Here is a 17,406-nt window from a genome sequence, read left to right as displayed (position 1 = left end):
AGACCCCAGGAAAGCACCATGCAGCAGCCCTACCTCACCAATCGCTCCGCGGTGCTCGCCGCCCCCGTCCAGGCGTGGTCGGCGCTCGATGGGCAGGCCGACGGACTGCCCCCGATGCGCGATGTCGAAGGCATCTACTGCGGCGACACCCGGGTGGTCTCGCAACTGCTCCTGACCTGTGACAGCCAGGGACTGGAGCACGTCACCACCGCGGAGCGCGGCGGCCGGAGCACCCAGTTCCAGTACGTGCTGCGCACCCCCGATCTGGGCGTGGACCCGGCGCTGGTGCTGGAGCGGGTCCGCGAGGTCAGCGGCACCGGAATCCGGGAGCGCCTGCTGTTGAGCACCGCATCCCTGCAGGAGCTGACCGTCGAGCTGAGCATGCGACTGCGCCCCGACGCCACCGCGATGCAGTCGATCAAGTCCGGGCTGCCCGCCTCGCCCATCACCCCTGAACTGCCCGGCGACGGCCCGGTGCGCTTCCACTGGCGCGACGAACGCACCACCGCCACGCTGAGCACCGACGCCGACATCACCATCGACGACGAGGCCTATCTGCTGACCTGGACGCTGCAGCTGGCACCCCGCGGGCGGGCCGAGGCCGTCGTCGAGCTGGAACTCACCGATGCCGGCGCCCCCTTCCTGGCCTGCACCGCGCCGGCCCTGGTGCCGCCGGTCACCGACGGCCGTCATCCTGCCCTGGACCAGTTGCTGGCCAGCAGTTTCGCTGACATCAACGGGTTGCGGATGAGCCACCCGTCGGCCCCAGAGCACGGCTTCCTGGCCGCCGGCGCCCCCTGGTACTTCACCCTCTTCGGCCGCGACTCGCTGATCGCCGCCCGCAACCTGCTGCCGCACGACGTCAGTATCGCGCACGGCACGCTGCGCGCCCTGGCCCTGCTGCAGGGCACCAAGCACGACGTCGACTCCGCGGAGCAGCCGGGCAAGATCCTGCACGAGGTGCGCCAGGAGCCGTTGGAGCTGGCGCTGGCCCACCAGGGCCAGGCGGCGCACGAGATGCACCTGCCGCCGCTCTACTACGGCACGGTTGATGCCACCTGCCTGTGGGTGATGCTGCTGGACGAGGCCGAACGCGCCGGGCTGGCCCCCGACGAGGTGCGCGCACTGCTGCCCAACCTGCGCGCCGCGCTGGGCTGGATCCGCGACCACGGCGACGCCGATGGCGACGGCTTCCTGGAATACCGCGACGAGTCGGGCCACGGCCTGGCCAACCAGGGTTGGAAGGATTCCGGCGACTCCATTCGCTTTGCCGACGGCTCGCTGGCCGCCGGATCGGTGGCGCTGGCCGAGGTGCAGGGTTATGCCCACGCCGCCGCCCTGGGCGGGGCCCGGCTGCTGTCGAAGTACGAGGGGGACACCGCCGCCGAGGCCGAGTGGACCGCGTGGGCAGCCGCCCTGGCCACCCGCTTCCGGGAGAAGTTCTGGGCCAGCGACGAGTTGGGCGCCTACCCGGTGCTGGCGCTGGACGGCGCCACCGATGCCGACGGCAACAAGCCGCAGGTGACCGGCGTCGCCTCCAACATGGGGCACGTGCTGGGCACCGGCCTGCTCACCGCCGACGAGGAGCGCACCGTGGTGGAGCGGCTGATGCACCCGTCAATGAACTCCGGCTACGGCATTCGCACCATGAGCACCACCAATGGCGGCTACTGGCCGCTGAGCTACCACGTCGGTTCGGTGTGGACCCACGACACGGCCTTCATCATCGACCAGATGCTGCGCGCCGGTTTCGCCGATGAGGCCCGCCAGCTGGCCCTGGGCCTGCTGCGCGCCGCCGAGGGTTTCTGCTACCGGATGCCCGAGCTCTTCGGCGGCCTGGGCCCCGACGAGATCTTCCCGCCCCAGCCCTACCCCGCTTCCTGCCGCCCACAGGCCTGGGCGGCGACGAGCTCCGTGGTGATCGCCCGCGCCCTGGGCGCCTGCTGAGGTCGCCCCGGACACCCGCTGGAGCGGGGGGTGAGCACGGCCCCCGAGCCCGTCGAGGCCCCTTGGCACAGCCCCAACCCCGATGGCCGAGCCCGTCAAGGCCCGGAGCCCACTCTGACCCCCCGGAGCTCACTGCGATCCCGCCCGGGGCACCCGGACCCCCGCCAGCCGGGGTCCGGGATTCCCGGACGGGGTCGAGGTGACCTGCGGGGGTCGCGGTCGAGGATGGCTTGCCCCCGAACAGTGACCCTGCTCCCGAACCGGCTCGCTGCTCCTTGAACGGCGACCCTGCCATGGTTATTGCCGACGCAGGGCGACCGTTGGTGGAACAGAGCGAGATTTGCTGAAGCAGCCTGTCGAGGCCCCGATCTCAACCCTCGTGGTAGCGGCCTCTCATCCCGTGGTCGGAGATGACCGCGCAACCTGACTACCCCAGAGGGAGGTGGGTTGACTAGGCCTTTTCCTAGGGTGGTGCTGTCGGGTCGAAAGACCCCTTCCCAGTACGCCAACCGAAAGGCCTCGTCATGGCGCAGCCCGCCGTCCCGCCCACCCCGCAAGCCCAGCAGCCCCGGCCGGGCGGCTCCGCCCCCACCGCCGATCTCGTGGCCCAGACCATTGACCTGGTGAAGGTCTACGGCTCGGGCAAGACCCAGGTGACCGCGCTGAAGCAGGTCAACGTGAATTTCGCCCGCGGCTCCTTCACCGCGATCATGGGCCCGTCGGGCTCCGGCAAGTCCACCCTGATGCACTGTCTGGCCGGGCTGGACAAGATCACCGACGGCCGGGTGATCATGGGCGCCCAGGAACTCAACGCGCTGAGCGACAAACAGCTCACCCTGGTCCGTCGCGACCGAGTGGGCTTTGTCTTCCAGAGCTTCAACCTGCTGCCCACCCTGACGGCCAAGCAGAACATCCTGCTGCCGCTGGAACTGGCCGGCAAGAAGCCCGATCAGGCCTTCTTCACCCAGCTGACCGACTCGCTGGGCCTGACCGAGCGACTGAACCACCGCCCGTCGGAACTCTCCGGAGGCCAGCAGCAGCGCGTCGCCGTGGCCCGCGCCATGATCACCCGTCCCGACGTGATCTTCGCCGACGAGCCCACCGGCGCGCTGGATTCCAAGACCGGCACCGCGCTGCTCGACTACCTGCGGCGCTGCGTCGACGAGCTGGGCCAGACCATCATCATGGTCACCCACGACGCCAAGGCCGCGGCCTACGCCGATCGCGCGCTGATCCTGCTCGACGGGCAGATCGTCGACGACATCGAGCGCCCTTCGGTGGAGACCGTCAACGCCGCCCTGACCCGTGTGGGGGCCTGATGTTCCGCGACGCAGCAAAGGAAGTGCGCCTCCACCCGGGGCGCGTGGTCGCGACGCTGGTTGCGATCATGATCAGCGTCGGCTTCATGGCGGCGGTGAGCATCTTCGTCGAGACCCAGTCCGATGCGCTGGGCAAGATGATGTCGCTGGCCACCTCCAAGGCCGACGTGGTGGCCACCGTCCAGAACCCCAAGGAGAAGGTCACCGCAGCCCAGATCGACGCCGCCATCAAGAAGGTGCCCGGCGTGGTCAAGACCGAACAGAGCCAGGCCGGCCAGGTCGCCCTGAGCAGCGACAAGACCAATGTCTACGCGGCGCTGTACCCCACCCCGTCGGAGGAATTCCGCTGGGCAACCATCAAGGACGGCGCCTGGCCTGCCAAGCCCACCGAGATCGCCCTGTCGGACCAGCTGGCGGACAAGCTGGCGGTGTCCGTCGGTCAGACCGTCGAGGTCCAGGGCACCAAGCTGACCGTCGTCGGCATCACCGATGACGCACCCAGCATCTTCTTCCAGACGGCCTACAGCGATCCATCGCTGGCCAACGAGGCCAACAGCATGCCCGGCGGCACCTGGCTGATCAAGACTGACGATCCGCAGGCCACCATGACCGCGGTGCACGACGCCCTGGTGCCGCTGACCGACCGCCCCGACGAGGAGATGTACCCCGACGCCGGCAAGAACCTGCAGGTGGACACGGCGGAGAACCACCAGTCCAGCGCGATCAAGAGCATCGCCGGCGGCTTCGACGTCATGAAGTACCTGTTGTGGGTCTTCAGCGCCATCGCCGCACTGGTCGGCATGATCATCATTGCCAACACCTTCACCATCCTGCTCACCCAGCGTCGCCGGCAGATCGGCCTGCTGCGGGCCGTCGGCGCCACCGGCGGTCAGGTGCGGCGACGTTTCCTGGCCGAGGCCGTGATCCTGGGCCTGCTCGGTTCGCTGCTGGGCATCGCCTTCGGCGCACTGGTGGCCTGGATCGGCGCCACCATCACCAAGGCCAGCTATTTCGGTCTGAGCTTCCCCTGGCTTGATCTGGGCGTGCAGGTGTTGATCGGCATCCTGTTGACCGTGCTGGCGGCCGTGCTGCCGGCGCTGCGCGCCACCCGCGTCGCCCCGCTGGAGGCGCTGCGGCCGGTGGCCACCAGCGAGGAACAGCGCCGCGGTTCCATCGTCCGCGCCATCATCTGCGGTCTGTTCGTGCTGGCCGGCGCCGCCCTGGCCTGGCTGTCGGTGGTGGCGAAGGTGACCGAGAACACCCCCAGCTGGCAGGGCCCGGTGGTGTTGGCCGTGCTGGGTGCGATCCTGATCAGCATCGGCGTCCTCTTCGGTGCTCCGCTGTTCATTCCGACCGTGCTCAAGGCGCTGGGCAAGCTCTTCACCTGGGCCGGCCCGACGCCCGCCCTGGCTGCCGCCAATGCCGTGCGCAATCCGCGTCGGGCCTCGGCGACCGCGACGGCGCTGATGCTGGCCTGCGGGCTGATCGTCACCCTGCAGGTGGGCACGGCGACCGCGCAACGCACCGCCCTGACCGAGATCGAGCAGAAGTATCCGGTGGACGTCCAGGTGAGTAGGTCCAGCTACAGCGACGGCAAGGACGAACCCAACCGGGGACTGTCCGCCGCCACCCAGAGTGCCCTGAACAAGCTGCCCAACATCAAGAACTCGGCCGTGCTACAGGGCGGCCCGGTGAACAGCCAGGGCAGCAGCTACATCAGCACCGTCGCCACCCCGAGTGCCGACGTGCGCACGGTGACCGACCAGATTCCGGCCACCATTGCCGACGGTGAAGTCCTGGTGAACAGCGGCATCAAGCGTGGCACCAGGATCATCCTGCAGGCCGAGGTCGACGGGAAGCCGACCGGCGCCCCGGTGACCTTGACGGCCGTCCCCAATCGCGCCGTGGAAAACGGTCAGGCACTGGTTTCCGCGGCGACGCTGACCAAGCTGGTCCCCAAGCCGACGGCCCAGCTCTACTGGGCACAGCTGGTGGACAAGGATGATCTGGGCTCCACCATGACCCAACTGGAACGGATCGGGACGCAGGACCAGACGATCATGCTCAGTGGATCGGCCGCGCAGTCCAGCATGATCACCAAGATCCTCGACATCCTGTTGATGGTGATCACCGGCCTGCTGGGCGCAGCCGTGGTGATCGCGCTGATCGGCGTGAGCAACACCCTGGGCCTGAGCGTGATCGAGCGCACCCGGGAATCGGCGCTGCTGCGAGCGCTGGGCATGCAGAAGACCTCGCTGCGGCTGATGCTGCTGGTGGAGGCGCTGCTGCTTGCCCTGGCCGGTGTGCTGGTGGGTGTGCTGGCCGGTGGCTTCTTCGGCTGGTTGGGCATCCGGGCGGTGCTGCGACAGGCGGACATGGGTTCCGCCATCCAGTTCGCGGTGAACTGGCCGATGACCCTGGGCCTGATCGGGATCGCGGTGCTGGCCGCCGCGCTGGCCTCGATCCTGCCCGGCCGCAAGGCCGCCAACGCCACCCCGACGGAGGCCCTGGCGGAGGAGTGAGCGGCGGCAGGTGGTGAGCGTCCCAGCGGGGGCCCGGGTTCTTCCCGGGTCCCCGCTGGCGTGTCCCACGGAGTGCACTGACAACACCTCGCCCTGCCCGGACAACACCACGGACAACACCCGGCTGCTGGGATGGGATCGTGACCCCGGAATCCGACCTCCCCTGCCTTTGCCCACCGCCAAAGACTCCGCACCTGCGGCCCGAGGGGGCGGAGGATCTCCGCATCCTCGTCGACGCCATGCACGAGGGCTGCCCCCGAGCCTGCTGGTTCCTCTGCCTGGAGTTGGCCCGACGAGTCGAAGAACTCATGACTGGTGTCAGCACCCCGAGAGCTATGACGTCCGACTCTGAACGGGCAAGCCCACTTGACCTACTCGGCACCTGCTGGCTGGTGCTGCACGACTGGCCCCGCACCAAGGGGGACGTCCTGACCCGCATGGCAGCCAGCATCGCCTCCCGAATGCAGCCCACACCCACCCCGGAGAGCGCCTTCGACCCCCGTCGACTGGATCGCCTGCCGGCCCCGGGCACCCAATCCCCCGAGACCTTGCTCCGGCTCGCCGAATGCCGCGGGCTACTCGGGCCTGACCAGCGAAAACTCCTCACCGCGCGCTATCTGGTCGGGCTCTCCAGCCACGAGCTAGCCAGTGCCTTGCACACCTCACCCGAGCGGGTGCGCCGCCGCTGCCAGCAGGCGCGTCAGCAACTACCCGTCTCACGGGCTGACCTGTTCAGTCTCACGATGACACCAGCTCATCCACTCCAGCCAATGGATGATGAACAAGTGAAATAGTTCACGAAGAAATTCTCAGCAATTGGCCAGTTTGGATTAGCGCTGGTACGTCAGTCGTGAGATAGTTGAGCATCGCTTCGGAATGCAGCCAAGATGGCTCCCCGGGTCGATCCACATTCGCCCTGGGGGTTGCTGGGGGTGACCAGCAGCCCCCAGGTGCCTTTTTTTGAACGATACACATCGCGTCGAGGCCCCGCCTCCGCACCTTCCACACGGCATGCTTCGAGCCCATGTCTAGAGTGGGGTCATGCCCAGTCAGCGCCAGGAAGACGCCCGTCGCCGGATCGAACTGAATGAGCAGTCCGTCCGCGTCGAGGCGCAGGCCGCCCAGAAGCTGATCGACGAGTTCATTTCTGAGGCCACCCGACGCGGCATCACCCCGGAGCCGCTCAAGGCCACGCTGATGTCCGGCCCCACCGTGAAGACCGACAAGCAGGGTTGGTACCTGCGCAAGAACCACTCGATCGCGATCGGCACCGACGGCGGCTACTACGTGCTGACGGTGCCGGGTGGGGCGATGGCCCGCTTCACCGGGGTGAAACTGCAGGCCAGCCCGCCGCCAATGGTCGTGGGCCGCGGCGGCCGCGACGGGGAGACCGGCGACCTGAAGGAATTCCTGGGCTGGCGCCTCGACGCCGGTAACGCCTGATCGTCCGGTCCGAAGATCGGCCCTCGGCCGGCTCGAGCACCATGATCGCGCTCGTTCCAGGTCGGGTCAGTGCCACATTCCACGCCAGCGGGCCGCCGGCCACGGTGCGTCCTGGTTCGGCAGCCCCAGCTCATGCGCCCCGCGCAAGGGCCAGTTCGGGTCCCGCAAGGCCTGTCGGGCCAGCATGACGGCGTCTGCTCGGCCCTCGGCCAGGATCTGCTCGGCCTGGGCCGGTTCGGTGATCATCCCCACCGCACTCGTCGCGATGTCGGCCTGGCGTCGGATCTGCTCGGCAAAGGTGACCTGATAACCCGCACCCACCGGAATCGGGGCATTCACCAGGCCCCCGGTGGAGACGTCCACCAGATTCACGGCGTGCTCCTTGAGCTGCTGCGCCACCCGCACCGAGTCCTCGATGCCCCAACCACCGTCGGTCCAGTCCGTGGCCGAGATGCGCACCACCAACGGCCCCGTCCAGACCTCGCGCACCGCATCCACCACCGCCAGCAGCAGCCGGGTGCGGTTCTCGAAGCTGCCACCCCACTGGTCCTGCCGGTCATTGGACAACGGCGAGTAGAACTGGTGCAGCAGGTAGCCATGGGCCGCATGAACCTCCACCACGTCGAAGCCAGCCCGCTCGGCACGTTGGGCGGCGGCCCGGAAGTCGTCGATCACCCGAGCGATCCCGGCCTCGTCGAGCGCCTGTACCTCTGAGGTGAAGTCCGGGCCGTCGCCCTTGGCCATGGTCGGGCCGACGGGGGTCCAGCCGCCCTGATCCAGCGCAACATTGCCCCCGGCCTCACCGGGCCACCAGCGATGGGTGGAGGCCTTGCGCCCGGCGTGTGCCAACTGGACGCCCGAGCTGGCCCCCTGCGCCCGCACGAAATCGGTGACCCGGCGCCACGCGGTCACCTGGTCGTCATTCCACAACCCGGCATCCCACGGGCTGATCCGTGCCTCCGGGCTGACTCCGGTGGCCTCGGCCATCACCAGACCGAAGCCACCTGCGGCGAAACTCCCGTAGTGCACCAGGTGCCAGTCATTGACCACCCCGTCGCGGGACTCCACGCTGTACTGGCACATCGGCGAAACCCAGGCCCGGTTGCGAATCCGCAGACCTCCCAGCTCCAGCGGACGGAACAGCTGCGGCGTGTCTTCACTCTCCATGGCGCCATTCAAGCACCCCGAACCAACCAGTTGGTCAGCGACCATTTCCGAGAATCGACCTCCAGAAATCGACCTCCGGACGCGCCGGACGCTCAGCAAACCCCACTGCGTGGAGCCCGGCCGAGATCTGGCGGTCGTTTTTCGGAATCTGCGGGCGGGTAGCATCGCGGTGGCCCCCATTCGGCCGGGCCAACCGCAGGGACAGGAGCCGGCGTGACCTTCGTGCGCAATCTGCGACGGCTACTGCGCCACACCCGCTTCCGCAAGCTGGTCGGCATCCGGGCCCTCACCCAGTGCGCCGACGGCACCCTGCAGATCGGGATGGCCAGCCACATCCTGTTCAACCCGGCGCAGCAACCCAATGCCTGGGCGATCGCAGCCATGTTCGCGATCACCCTGCTGCCCTTCAGCATCATCGGGCCCTTCGTCAGCGGCCTGCTGGATCACTGGTCGCGCCGGACGGTCACCGTCGTCGTGGACAGCATCCGGTGTGCGTTGGCCCTGGTGATCGCGGGGATCGTGGCCTCCGCCTCCACCACCCCGGGCGTCTCGACGGTGCTCTTCGGCTGCCTGATGGTGGCGCTGGCCCTGAACCGCTTCGTGCTGGCTGGGCTGGCCGCGGGCATGCAGCACACCATCGACGACGACGAATTCCTCACCGCCTCGGCCGTGATGCCCATGATCGGCCCGCTCGGTCTGTTGGTCGGCGGCGGACTGGCCGCGCTGCTCCGGCTGGCCTCACCCTGGTCGGCCCCGCTGGCCGATGCGGCCATCTTCGGCTGCGCCGCCGCGATGTGGGCCGGCTCCGCCCTGATCGCGTCGCGACTGGGTCGCAAGGATCTGGGGCCGCAGGAGCCCGCACCGCACACCCGGTTCAGCCAGACGCTGGCCGCCCTGCACGATGCCGCGCTGCACCTGCGGGAACGCCGGCCCGCACTGCTCGGGTTGGCCACCATCACCGGCCAGCGGGTGCTCTACGGCCTTACCCTGGTCAGCGTGCTGGTGCTCTTCCGCAACCACCTGCACCCCGCGACCGACGTCTCCGGCGCGATGGCCGACATCGGGCTGTGGATGGGGGCCAGCGGCGTCGGCTTCGCCCTGTCCGTGGTGCTGGTGCCGCCGGTGGCGCACCGGTTGGGGATGCGGGCCACCGTCGTCGCCCTGCTGCTGGCCAGCGCCGCCATCCAGCTCGGGCCGGGCCAGGTGCTCTCCCGCTGGCCGTTGGTGGGGGCGAGCTTCCTCATCGGTTGGTTCGCCCAGTCGATCAAGATCTGCATCGACACCGTCGTCCAGGCGCACGTCGACGACGAGGTGAAGGGCCGGGTCTTCGTGCTCTACGACGGCATCTTCAACGCCGCCATCGTGCTGGCGGCGGTGATCGCCGCCGCCGCGATCCCCGGCAGCGGCATCTCCCGCACTCTGATGGTGCTGATCGGGTTGGGCTACCTGGTTCTGGCCGCGGCCTTCTGGCTGGTGAGCCGCCCAATGGGCAGCGACGAGTTCAACCAGGGCACAGAACTGGCCATGCACTGAACCCTGGACCCCGGGCAGGGACCTGGACCAACTCGGTCACCGTGGTCACCTACCCAGCCACGATCCCCGAGCTTTCGAGGGGGCAATCCCTCAGCAGCAGGCGGGTCAGCCGCGGGCGGCGATCGCCTGGCGGTAGAGCCGACCGGCGCGGTAGGAGGAGCGCACCATCGGGCCGCTCATCACACCGCTGAAGCCCAACTCGGTGGCCTCCTCCGCCAGCTCGTCGAATTCCTGCGGGGTGACCCAGCGATCGATCGGCAGCAGCGTGACATTGGGGCGCAGGTACTGGGTGATGGTGAGCAGCTCGGTGCCGGCGTCGTGCAGGTCGTGCATCGCCTGGCTGATCTCCTCCCGGGTCTCACCCATGCCCAGGATCAGGTTGCTCTTGGTGACCAGCCCGGCCTCGCGCGCCATGGTGAGCACCTCCAGCGAACGCTCGTAGCGGAAGCCGGGGCGGATCCGCTTGAAGATCCGCGGCACGGTCTCCACATTGTGGCCGAAGACCTCCGGCTTGGCGTCGAAGAGCTGGTCCAGGAATTCCTTCTTGCCGCTGAAGTCCGGCGCCAGCATCTCGACGCCGACGCCGGGGTTCATCTGGTGGATCTGGCGGATGGTCTCCGCGTACAGCCAGGCGCCCTCGTCCTCGAGGTCGTCGCGGCAGACACCGGTGACGGTGGCGTACTTCAGGCCCATCTTCTTGACGCTCTCCGCGACGCGCACCGGCTCGGCCGTGTCATAACCCTCCGGCTTGGCGGATTCGATCTGGCAGAAGTCACAGCGACGGGTGCACTGGTCCCCGCCGATCAGGAAGGTGGCCTCGCGGTCTTCCCAGCACTCGAAGATGTTGGGACAGCCGGCCTCCTGGCAGACGGTGTGCAGGTCCTCGCCCTTGACCAGGCTCTGCAGCTCGCGGTACTCCGGCCCCATCTTCGCGGTGGTCTTGATCCACTCGGGTTTGCGTTCGATCGGGGTCTGCGAGTTCTTGACCTCGACGCGGAGGAGCTTGCGGCCTTCAGGAGCAATAGTCACTTGGTCAGGTTACCTTCCCGGGAAAGATGGGTTGTCAGCAACGGTTCCAGTCGTTGAGCCACTTCCAGCAGCGTAGGCGGCGGGCCGGACATCTCGTCGGCCATGCTGGTGACGCCGGCATCGGGAATGCCACACGGGACGATGTTGTCGAAGCCGGCGGTGCTGTTGGTGATGTTCAGGGCGAAGCCGTGCATGGTGGTGCGCTTGGTCACCCGGATGCCGATCGCGCAGATCTTGCGCTCGGGGCGCAGGATCCGGGGGCTCCGGTCGGCAGCTTCGGCCCCCCGATGCCCCACCGCGCCCGGCTGGCCGTCGATGCTGGCCAGCTGGAGGCCGGGGGTGAAGTACCCGGTGCGGCCCACACTCTTGGCGTGGTGCGGGCCGGTCTCGATCGGGGGGACGAAATCCGGGTCGTCGGCCGGCAACCAGACGCCCGTGCGGCCCGGGACCCGCCCGGCTCGGATGCCGTACTGCGCCAGCAGATCGATCACGGCCTGCTCCAGGCGTCGGACATGGTCGACCACGCCCACCCGATCCGGCAGCTGCACGATCGGGTAACCCACCAGTTGGCCCGGGCCGTGCCAGGTGATCTTGCCGCCGCGATCGACGTCGACCACCGGGGTGCCATCGAAGGGTCGTTCCTCCGGGTTGGTCTGCCGGCCGGCGGTGTAGACGGCGTCGTGCTCCACGAAGAGCACCCGACCGCGCACCTCGCCAGCAGCGACGGCCGCATGCACCTCCCGCTGCCGATCCCACGCCTGGTGGTATTCCATGCGGCGGGCCGGATCATCCTTCAGGCCCAAGTACTCGAAGTCGACACTCACTCGGGTGAGCCTACCCCCGGCCGATTCCGAGAATTGACCTCCAGATTGGCGCCCCGGGACGCCCCTGAGCGGGAGCCTCCCACCCGGGTCCGGTTCTGGCGGTCGATTTTCGGAACGGGACAGATGACCAGCACCGCGATCCCGCCGGGACACTCGTTTCGCCCCGTGGTTCAACCCCGCTGGAGCACTCCCCTGCGCAATACTGTGCGGCAATTCACCCGTGTGCGACGTCGCACCGCTCGAAAGGCCTCCTCGTGACTGACACGACCTTCCAGACCATCGCCATGGTGGTCTACATGGCCGCGATGCTGTTCATCGGTTGGTACTCCTACCGGCGGACCAGCAGCCTGAACGACTACATGCTCGGCGGGCGAGATCTGCACCCGGCCGTCGCGGCGCTCTCCGCCGGTGCCGCCGACATGTCCGGCTGGCTGTTGATGGGCCTGCCGGGCGCCATCTACGCCACCGGACTGGTGGAGGCCTGGATCGCCGTCGGCCTGACCGTCGGCGCCTGGCTGAACTGGAAATTCGTCGCGCCCCGGCTGCGCGCCTACACCCAGGAAGCCAATGACTCCATCACGGTGCCCAGCTTCCTGGAGAACCGGCTGCGGGACCGTTCCCGGCTGCTGCGGATCGCGTCCGGCCTGATCATCCTGGTCTTCTTCACCTTCTACGTCAGCTCCGGCATGGTGGCCGGCGGTGTCTTCATGCAGTCCAGCTTCGGGATGGACTACCGGATGGGGATGATGGTCGTCGCCGCGGTGACCATTGCCTACACCCTGTTCGGCGGCTTCCTGGCGGTCAGCTACACCGACTTTGTGCAGGGCGCCATGATGTTCGCCGCGCTGATCGCGGTGCCAGTGGTGGGCCTGGTCAAGCTGGGCGGCTTCGGTGAACTGGCTCACCAGGTGAATGCGTCGGATGCTGCCGCCGGAATCAACCGGATGGCCCTGCTGCCGCACCCACTGACCCAGGTGGCGGTCATCGGGATCATCTCGGCCCTGGCGTGGGGTCTGGGCTACTTCGGTCAGCCGCACATCATCGTGCGCTTCATGGCGCTGCGTTCCTCGGCGGAGGCCCGTGCCGGGCGCCGGATCGGGATCGGCTGGATGCTGTTTGCGGTGGTCGGCGCCATCGCCACCGCCCTGGTGGGCGCTGCCTGGCACCAGAAGCAGGGGCTCAAGCTGGAGGATCCGGAGACCGTCTACATCAAGATGGGCCAGATCCTCTTCCACCCGCTGATCGCCGGTTTCATGCTGGCGGCGGTGCTGGCGGCCATCATGTCGACGGTCTCCAGCCAGCTGCTGGTCACCTCGTCGGCGCTGGTGGAGGACATCTACAAGGCACTGAACAAGCACGACCGGCCGGACAACCACCACGTTTTCCTGGGCCGGTTGGCGGTGCTGGTGGTGGCGCTGGTGGCCGGCGCGATGGCCTGGACCCAGAACGACACGATCCTGGCCCTGGTGGCCTTCGCCTGGGCCGGTTTCGGTGCCTCCTTCGGGCCGGTGGTGCTGCTCAGCCTGTTCTGGCGCAAGCTCTCCGCGATGGGCGCCCTGGCCTCCATGGTCACCGGCGCCGTGATCGTTGGCTGGTTCGGCAATGCCTCCGGCGGCCCGGGTCACATCTTCGACTACTACGAGATCCTGCCCGGCTTCCTGGCCGCACTGCTGGTGGCCTGGCTGGTCAGCCTTGCGACATACAAGCACCACGACGACGTGCAGGACGAGTTCAGCCGAACCGTGCACACCGTCGCCCACGCCCACGACTGACATGTAGGTGGTTCCTGTCACGTGGCAGGGTCAAACACCCCGTTCTGGAGCGCCCCATCCGTAAAGGGGGGCGGCATCCCGGGGGGAGACAATGGGCCAAACACTTGGAGGAAGCATGATCGTCGCAACACCCACCACCGCAGACGGACAGTCCGCCACCAGCTGGGGCAAGGCCCACTGGGTCGGCGTCGCCGAGTTTGCCCCCGGCGCCGAGGGCCCCGAGGTCAGGGCCTGGCAGATCCACGAGGTTGCCTGGGACGAGTCACACGATGCCGGCACCCACGGCTCGCACCACGCCCGGATCGTCCGTTTCCTGAAGGACCAGGGTGTCCAGGCCGTCGTCGTGGACCACATGGGCGACGGGATGCGACGGGTGATGAACACCATGGGCATCCCACTGCTACCCGCCAGCCCCGGCGACGCCCAGGCCTCGGTGCTCGCGGCCGTCGCTGCCGCCACCAACTGAGGCCACTGCGCCCGAGCTTCCCGATCAGGGGACGGCCCGGTTTGCGCCACAAACTGCATCCTCATTCCGGGCCAGTGCCAGATGTGCACCGGACCCCGATCAGGATGTGGTTTGTGGCGCAAACCTGCTGGGCCAGTCGCCGAGGGCGCTGGTCAGCCGGGCCCAGTGCACGTCGCGCCACCACCCCTCGACAGGCTCGGGGACCGTGGTTGAGAGCCACGCTCTGGGACCCCCGTTGAGACCCACGCTCGGGGACCTGGTTGATCCGGCTGCTTGGAACAGGGACGGCCACCCACGAGATCCGTGGGTGGCCGTCGTGGGGTCGGCGGGTCAGCGCTTCTTCTTCGGGGCCTCTCCACCCGGGTGGTCGTCGTGCTTGCGCAGCACCTCGATCAGCGGCGGCACCTCTGCCACGGGGTGCTCCACCTCCCATTCCACGTCACCCAGGTGCTCGATGTCGCGGATCTTGGTCTCCTGGTGGTAGACGAACTTGTTGATCGCGAAGGTCACCAGGCCCAGCACCATGCCCACAAGCAGCAGCCAGCCGGCCACCTTGTAGTCGCCCGACGCGCGGCCCGAGAGCGGGCTGGCCAGGAAGGCCGCGGTCAGGGCACCGAGGATCGCCATGATGGTGGGCGTCTTGAAGTGCTTGACGTCCTTGCGATCCTTGCGCAGCACCAGCACCGCGACGTTGACCACGGTGAAGACCACCAGCAGCAGCAGAGCCGTCGTGCCGCCAAGCGCGGTCAGGTTGCTGAACCAGACCAGCCCCAGCGCGATCACGGTGGTGAACAGGATGGCCACCCACGGGGTGCGGGTCTTGGCGCTGACCTTGCCCAGCGAGCGCGGCAGCACACCCTCGTGCGCCAGTCCGTACAGCAGTCGCGACGCCATCAGCATGTTCAGCAGCGCGGTGTTGGAGACGGCGAACATGGTGATGCCGGCGAAGACGCCCGTCGGGAAGTTGGGAGCGCCCACCTGGACCACCTGCAGCAAGGGGGTGGAACCCTCACCCAGCTTGGTGGGATTGACCAGCGAGACGGCGGTGATGGCCACCAACACGTAGACCACACCGGTCAGACCCAGGCCGAGTAGCAGCATCTTGGGGAAGATCTTGACCGGATCCTTGGTCTCCTCGGCCATGTTGACCGAATCCTCGAAGCCCACCATCGCGAAGAAGGCCAAGGCGGTGGCGGCCGTGATCGCACCGAAGGGCGTCTTGCCCTCCGCGACGTGCACCTCGGTCAACCGGCTGAAGTCGGCGGAGCCCTGGCTCATCGCCCAGAAGCCCACCACCAGTACGATCAGCAGACCGGAGAGCTCGATGCAGGTCAGCACCACGTTGACCTTCACCGACTCGGAGACGCCGCGCAGGGTGATCAGCATCAGCAGCAGCAGGAAGCCGCCGGCGATGATCTTCATCCCGGAGCCGTTCTCGGCCAGCTTCCAGTTGAACATGGCGGCCAGGTTGCCGGCGAAGGCCTTCGACGCCGACGCCGAGGAGGTCAAGCCGGAACACATCACGGTGAAGGCGATGATGAAGGTGAAGAAGTGACTCTTGAAGGCACGCTGGGTGTAGAGGGCAGCGCCGGCGGCCTGGGGGTACTTGGTGACCAGCTCCAGGTAGCTGAAGGCGGTCAGCAGCGCGACGAGGAAGGCGGCCAGGAAGGGCAGCCAGACGATGCCACCCACCTGGGCGGCAACCTTGCCGGTCAGGGCATAGACGCCCGTGCCCAGAATGTCGCCCATGATGAAAAGCAGCAACAGTCCCGGACCGATCACCCGGACCAGTGAGGGTTCGCCCCCACGGCCGGTTTCCTGAGGTTCGGTGGCAGTAGTCATGCTGAAACTTTGGGTGAACCGGCCCCACTTGTCCAGTGCCTTGCCCTGATTGGGCGATAAATTCTCTCGCCACCCGGCCAGACCAGCTGCCTCAGCTGGTGGAAAACTCGGCCAACAGCGCCTGGAAGTACTCCTGGCAGGCCTCGATCTGGCTCATATCGATGAACTCGTCAGCCGCGTGGGCCTGGGCGATGTCACCGGGCCCACACACGACGGTGGGAATCCCCGCCCGCTGGAAGAAGCCGGCCTCGGTGCCATAGGTCACCTTGTCGTCGCAGGGGATGCCACCCAGACGCGCGGCCAGGGCCACCACCTCCTCGTCCGGTGCCGTGTCCAATCCCGCGACGCCGGAGACCAGCTCGATTCTGGCGCTGGCGGCCGGGTTCTGCTGCTTCATCCGGGCGTCGATCTCGGCCACCAGATCCTGCAGGCCCGCCACCACGGCGTCGTCATCCACCGCGGCGATCGAGCGAAACTCCAGCACCAGTTCCGCCTGGGAGGGAACGATGTTCCAGGCGGTGCCGGCGTGAAACTCGTTCACTCCGCCGGTGCTCCAGGTGACCGGATAGGCCTGGTCGAAGGGGCCATTGGCCTGCCAGTCGCCGGTCACCCGCTTCCAGTGGGCCAGCAGTTCCCCGGCGTACTCGATGGCGTTGACCCCCAGCGGCTTCAGCGACGAGTGGGCGTTCACCCCGGTGAAGAGCGCGCGGAGCGCAAAGCTGGATTTGTGCGCGCGGATCACCCGCATGCTGGTCGGTTCCCCAACGAAACAGCACCGTGGCCGGATCCCCAGCCGCTCGATGGCCGCCACCATGTCCGCCGCGCCCAGGCACCCCGGCTCCTCGTCATAGCTGAAGGCAAGGTGGATGGGTTCGGCCAGCTTGGCGGCCACGATCTCGGGCAGCAGGTGCATCACCACACCCAGATAGCCCTTCATGTCGGCTGTGCCACGGCCGTAGAGCCGGCCGTCGCGGATCTCGGGCTCGAAGGGTTCGCTGGCCCAACTCTGCCCATCGACGGGGACTACGTCGGTGTGCCCACTGATCAGCACCCCGCCGGTGGTGCCGCCGTCGGCCGCGGGGACGGTGGCCACCAGGCCCTGCTTCAACCCGTCGGGCGAGTCGAACAGATGGGGCTCGATCCCCAGCCGACGGCATTCCTCGGCCACCAGGCCGATCACTGGCTTGTTGGAGTCGCGGCTGGTGGAGTCGATCCGGCACAGTCGGGTGATCCAGTCCAGGCTTTCGGGGGTACTGGCGGGGGTCATGGCTCCTTTCTAGCCGATCCAGCCAAGCGCGCAAGAGTGGATCGGCTGTCCCATTCCGAGAATCGACCGCCGGATTTCGACCCTGTGGGAATTCCCCCGCGGGGGCCCTCCCGCAGTCCGATTCTGGAGGTCGCTTTTCGGAAGCTATCCTCGATCTTTCATGAGGGCTGGTTGGTCAACGGTCCAGCGTCGTTGCCGGTCTCGTAGTCATGATTCTGGCATGGGGGTGTGACAAGGTCCCGCATGCGCTGCGGGTAGGCGTCGGTTCCACTGCC

Annotated in this window: 13 protein-coding genes; 8 read left to right on the top strand and 5 right to left on the bottom strand. The window is 67.9% G+C overall.

What is annotated here, in order from left to right:
• The first annotated feature begins 18 nt into the window (after positions 1-18).
• The 5 genes from AAEX57_RS14450 to AAEX57_RS14435 all read left to right on the top strand — a co-directional run bounded on the left by AAEX57_RS14450 (position 19) and on the right by AAEX57_RS14435 (position 7,231).
• Positions 19-1,947 (top strand): glycogen debranching N-terminal domain-containing protein, encoded by a 1,929-nt coding sequence (locus tag AAEX57_RS14450; protein WP_342093054.1) that lies wholly within the window; start codon positions 19-21, stop codon positions 1,945-1,947.
• A 524-nt stretch (positions 1,948-2,471) separates the two neighbouring features.
• Entirely contained in the window at positions 2,472-3,266 is a 795-nt protein-coding gene (locus AAEX57_RS14445; RefSeq protein ID WP_342093053.1) for an ABC transporter ATP-binding protein, read from the top strand.
• The gene (locus tag AAEX57_RS14440; protein ID WP_342093052.1) at positions 3,266-5,788 is read left to right on the top strand and encodes an ABC transporter permease; all 2,523 of its coding nucleotides are present in this window, start codon (positions 3,266-3,268) and stop codon (positions 5,786-5,788) included. Before AAEX57_RS14445 ends, AAEX57_RS14440 begins: the two co-directional genes overlap by 1 nt.
• 239 nt (positions 5,789-6,027) lie before the next feature.
• Positions 6,028-6,582, top strand: coding sequence for a sigma factor-like helix-turn-helix DNA-binding protein (locus AAEX57_RS16275; protein ID WP_446721176.1), 555 nt, complete (start codon positions 6,028-6,030; stop codon positions 6,580-6,582).
• Positions 6,583-6,829: 247 nt separating this feature from the next.
• Positions 6,830-7,231: a hypothetical protein gene (locus AAEX57_RS14435; protein ID WP_342093051.1), complete on the top strand. Its 402-nt coding sequence runs from the start codon at positions 6,830-6,832 to the stop codon at positions 7,229-7,231.
• 66 nt (positions 7,232-7,297) lie between these two features.
• Here AAEX57_RS14435 and AAEX57_RS14430 read toward each other — a convergent pair whose 3' ends face one another.
• Positions 7,298-8,398: an NADH:flavin oxidoreductase/NADH oxidase gene (locus tag AAEX57_RS14430; RefSeq protein ID WP_342093050.1), complete on the bottom strand. Its 1,101-nt coding sequence runs from the start codon at positions 8,396-8,398 to the stop codon at positions 7,298-7,300.
• A 213-nt stretch (positions 8,399-8,611) separates the two neighbouring features.
• On the opposite strand from AAEX57_RS14430, the gene AAEX57_RS14425 reads away from it, so the two are divergent.
• Positions 8,612-9,931: an MFS transporter gene (locus AAEX57_RS14425; protein ID WP_342093049.1), complete on the top strand. Its 1,320-nt coding sequence runs from the start codon at positions 8,612-8,614 to the stop codon at positions 9,929-9,931.
• A 105-nt stretch (positions 9,932-10,036) separates the two neighbouring features.
• Here the strand turns inward: AAEX57_RS14425 and lipA are convergent, their stop codons facing one another.
• Together lipA and lipB are read right to left on the bottom strand one after the other, a co-directional pair.
• Positions 10,037-10,960: a lipoyl synthase gene (gene lipA, locus AAEX57_RS14420; RefSeq protein WP_342093048.1), complete on the bottom strand. Its 924-nt coding sequence runs from the start codon at positions 10,958-10,960 to the stop codon at positions 10,037-10,039.
• Positions 10,957-11,784 (bottom strand): lipoyl(octanoyl) transferase LipB, encoded by an 828-nt coding sequence (gene lipB, locus AAEX57_RS14415; RefSeq protein WP_342093047.1) that lies wholly within the window; start codon positions 11,782-11,784, stop codon positions 10,957-10,959. The genes lipA and lipB overlap by 4 nt, the downstream gene beginning before the upstream one ends.
• A gap of 254 nt (positions 11,785-12,038) precedes the next feature.
• Here lipB and putP point away from each other — a divergent pair, with 254 nt between their 5' ends.
• Both putP and AAEX57_RS14405 read left to right on the top strand, forming a co-directional pair.
• Positions 12,039-13,556, top strand: a complete 1,518-nt coding sequence (gene putP, locus AAEX57_RS14410) for a sodium/proline symporter PutP (protein WP_342093046.1) — start codon at positions 12,039-12,041, stop codon at positions 13,554-13,556.
• Between the two features lie 115 nt (positions 13,557-13,671).
• Positions 13,672-14,022, top strand: coding sequence for a NifB/NifX family molybdenum-iron cluster-binding protein (locus AAEX57_RS14405; protein ID WP_342093045.1), 351 nt, complete (start codon positions 13,672-13,674; stop codon positions 14,020-14,022).
• Between the two features lie 330 nt (positions 14,023-14,352).
• Here the strand turns inward: AAEX57_RS14405 and AAEX57_RS14400 are convergent, their stop codons facing one another.
• On the bottom strand, positions 14,353-15,864 hold the full coding sequence (locus AAEX57_RS14400) for an APC family permease (RefSeq protein WP_342093044.1): 1,512 nt from the start codon (positions 15,862-15,864) through the stop codon (positions 14,353-14,355).
• Positions 15,865-15,955: 91 nt separating this feature from the next.
• A complete protein-coding gene (gene argE / locus AAEX57_RS14395) occupies positions 15,956-17,131 on the bottom strand; it encodes an acetylornithine deacetylase (protein WP_342093043.1) in 1,176 nt (391 codons plus the stop codon).
• Positions 17,132-17,406: the final 275 nt, after the last annotated feature.

Source organism: Luteococcus sp. H91, from assembly GCF_038433135.1.
Lineage (GTDB): Bacteria > Actinomycetota > Actinomycetes > Propionibacteriales > Propionibacteriaceae > Luteococcus.
The sequence above is the reverse complement of the archived record's forward strand: the minus strand, read 5'-3'. Positions and strand labels throughout refer to the sequence as shown.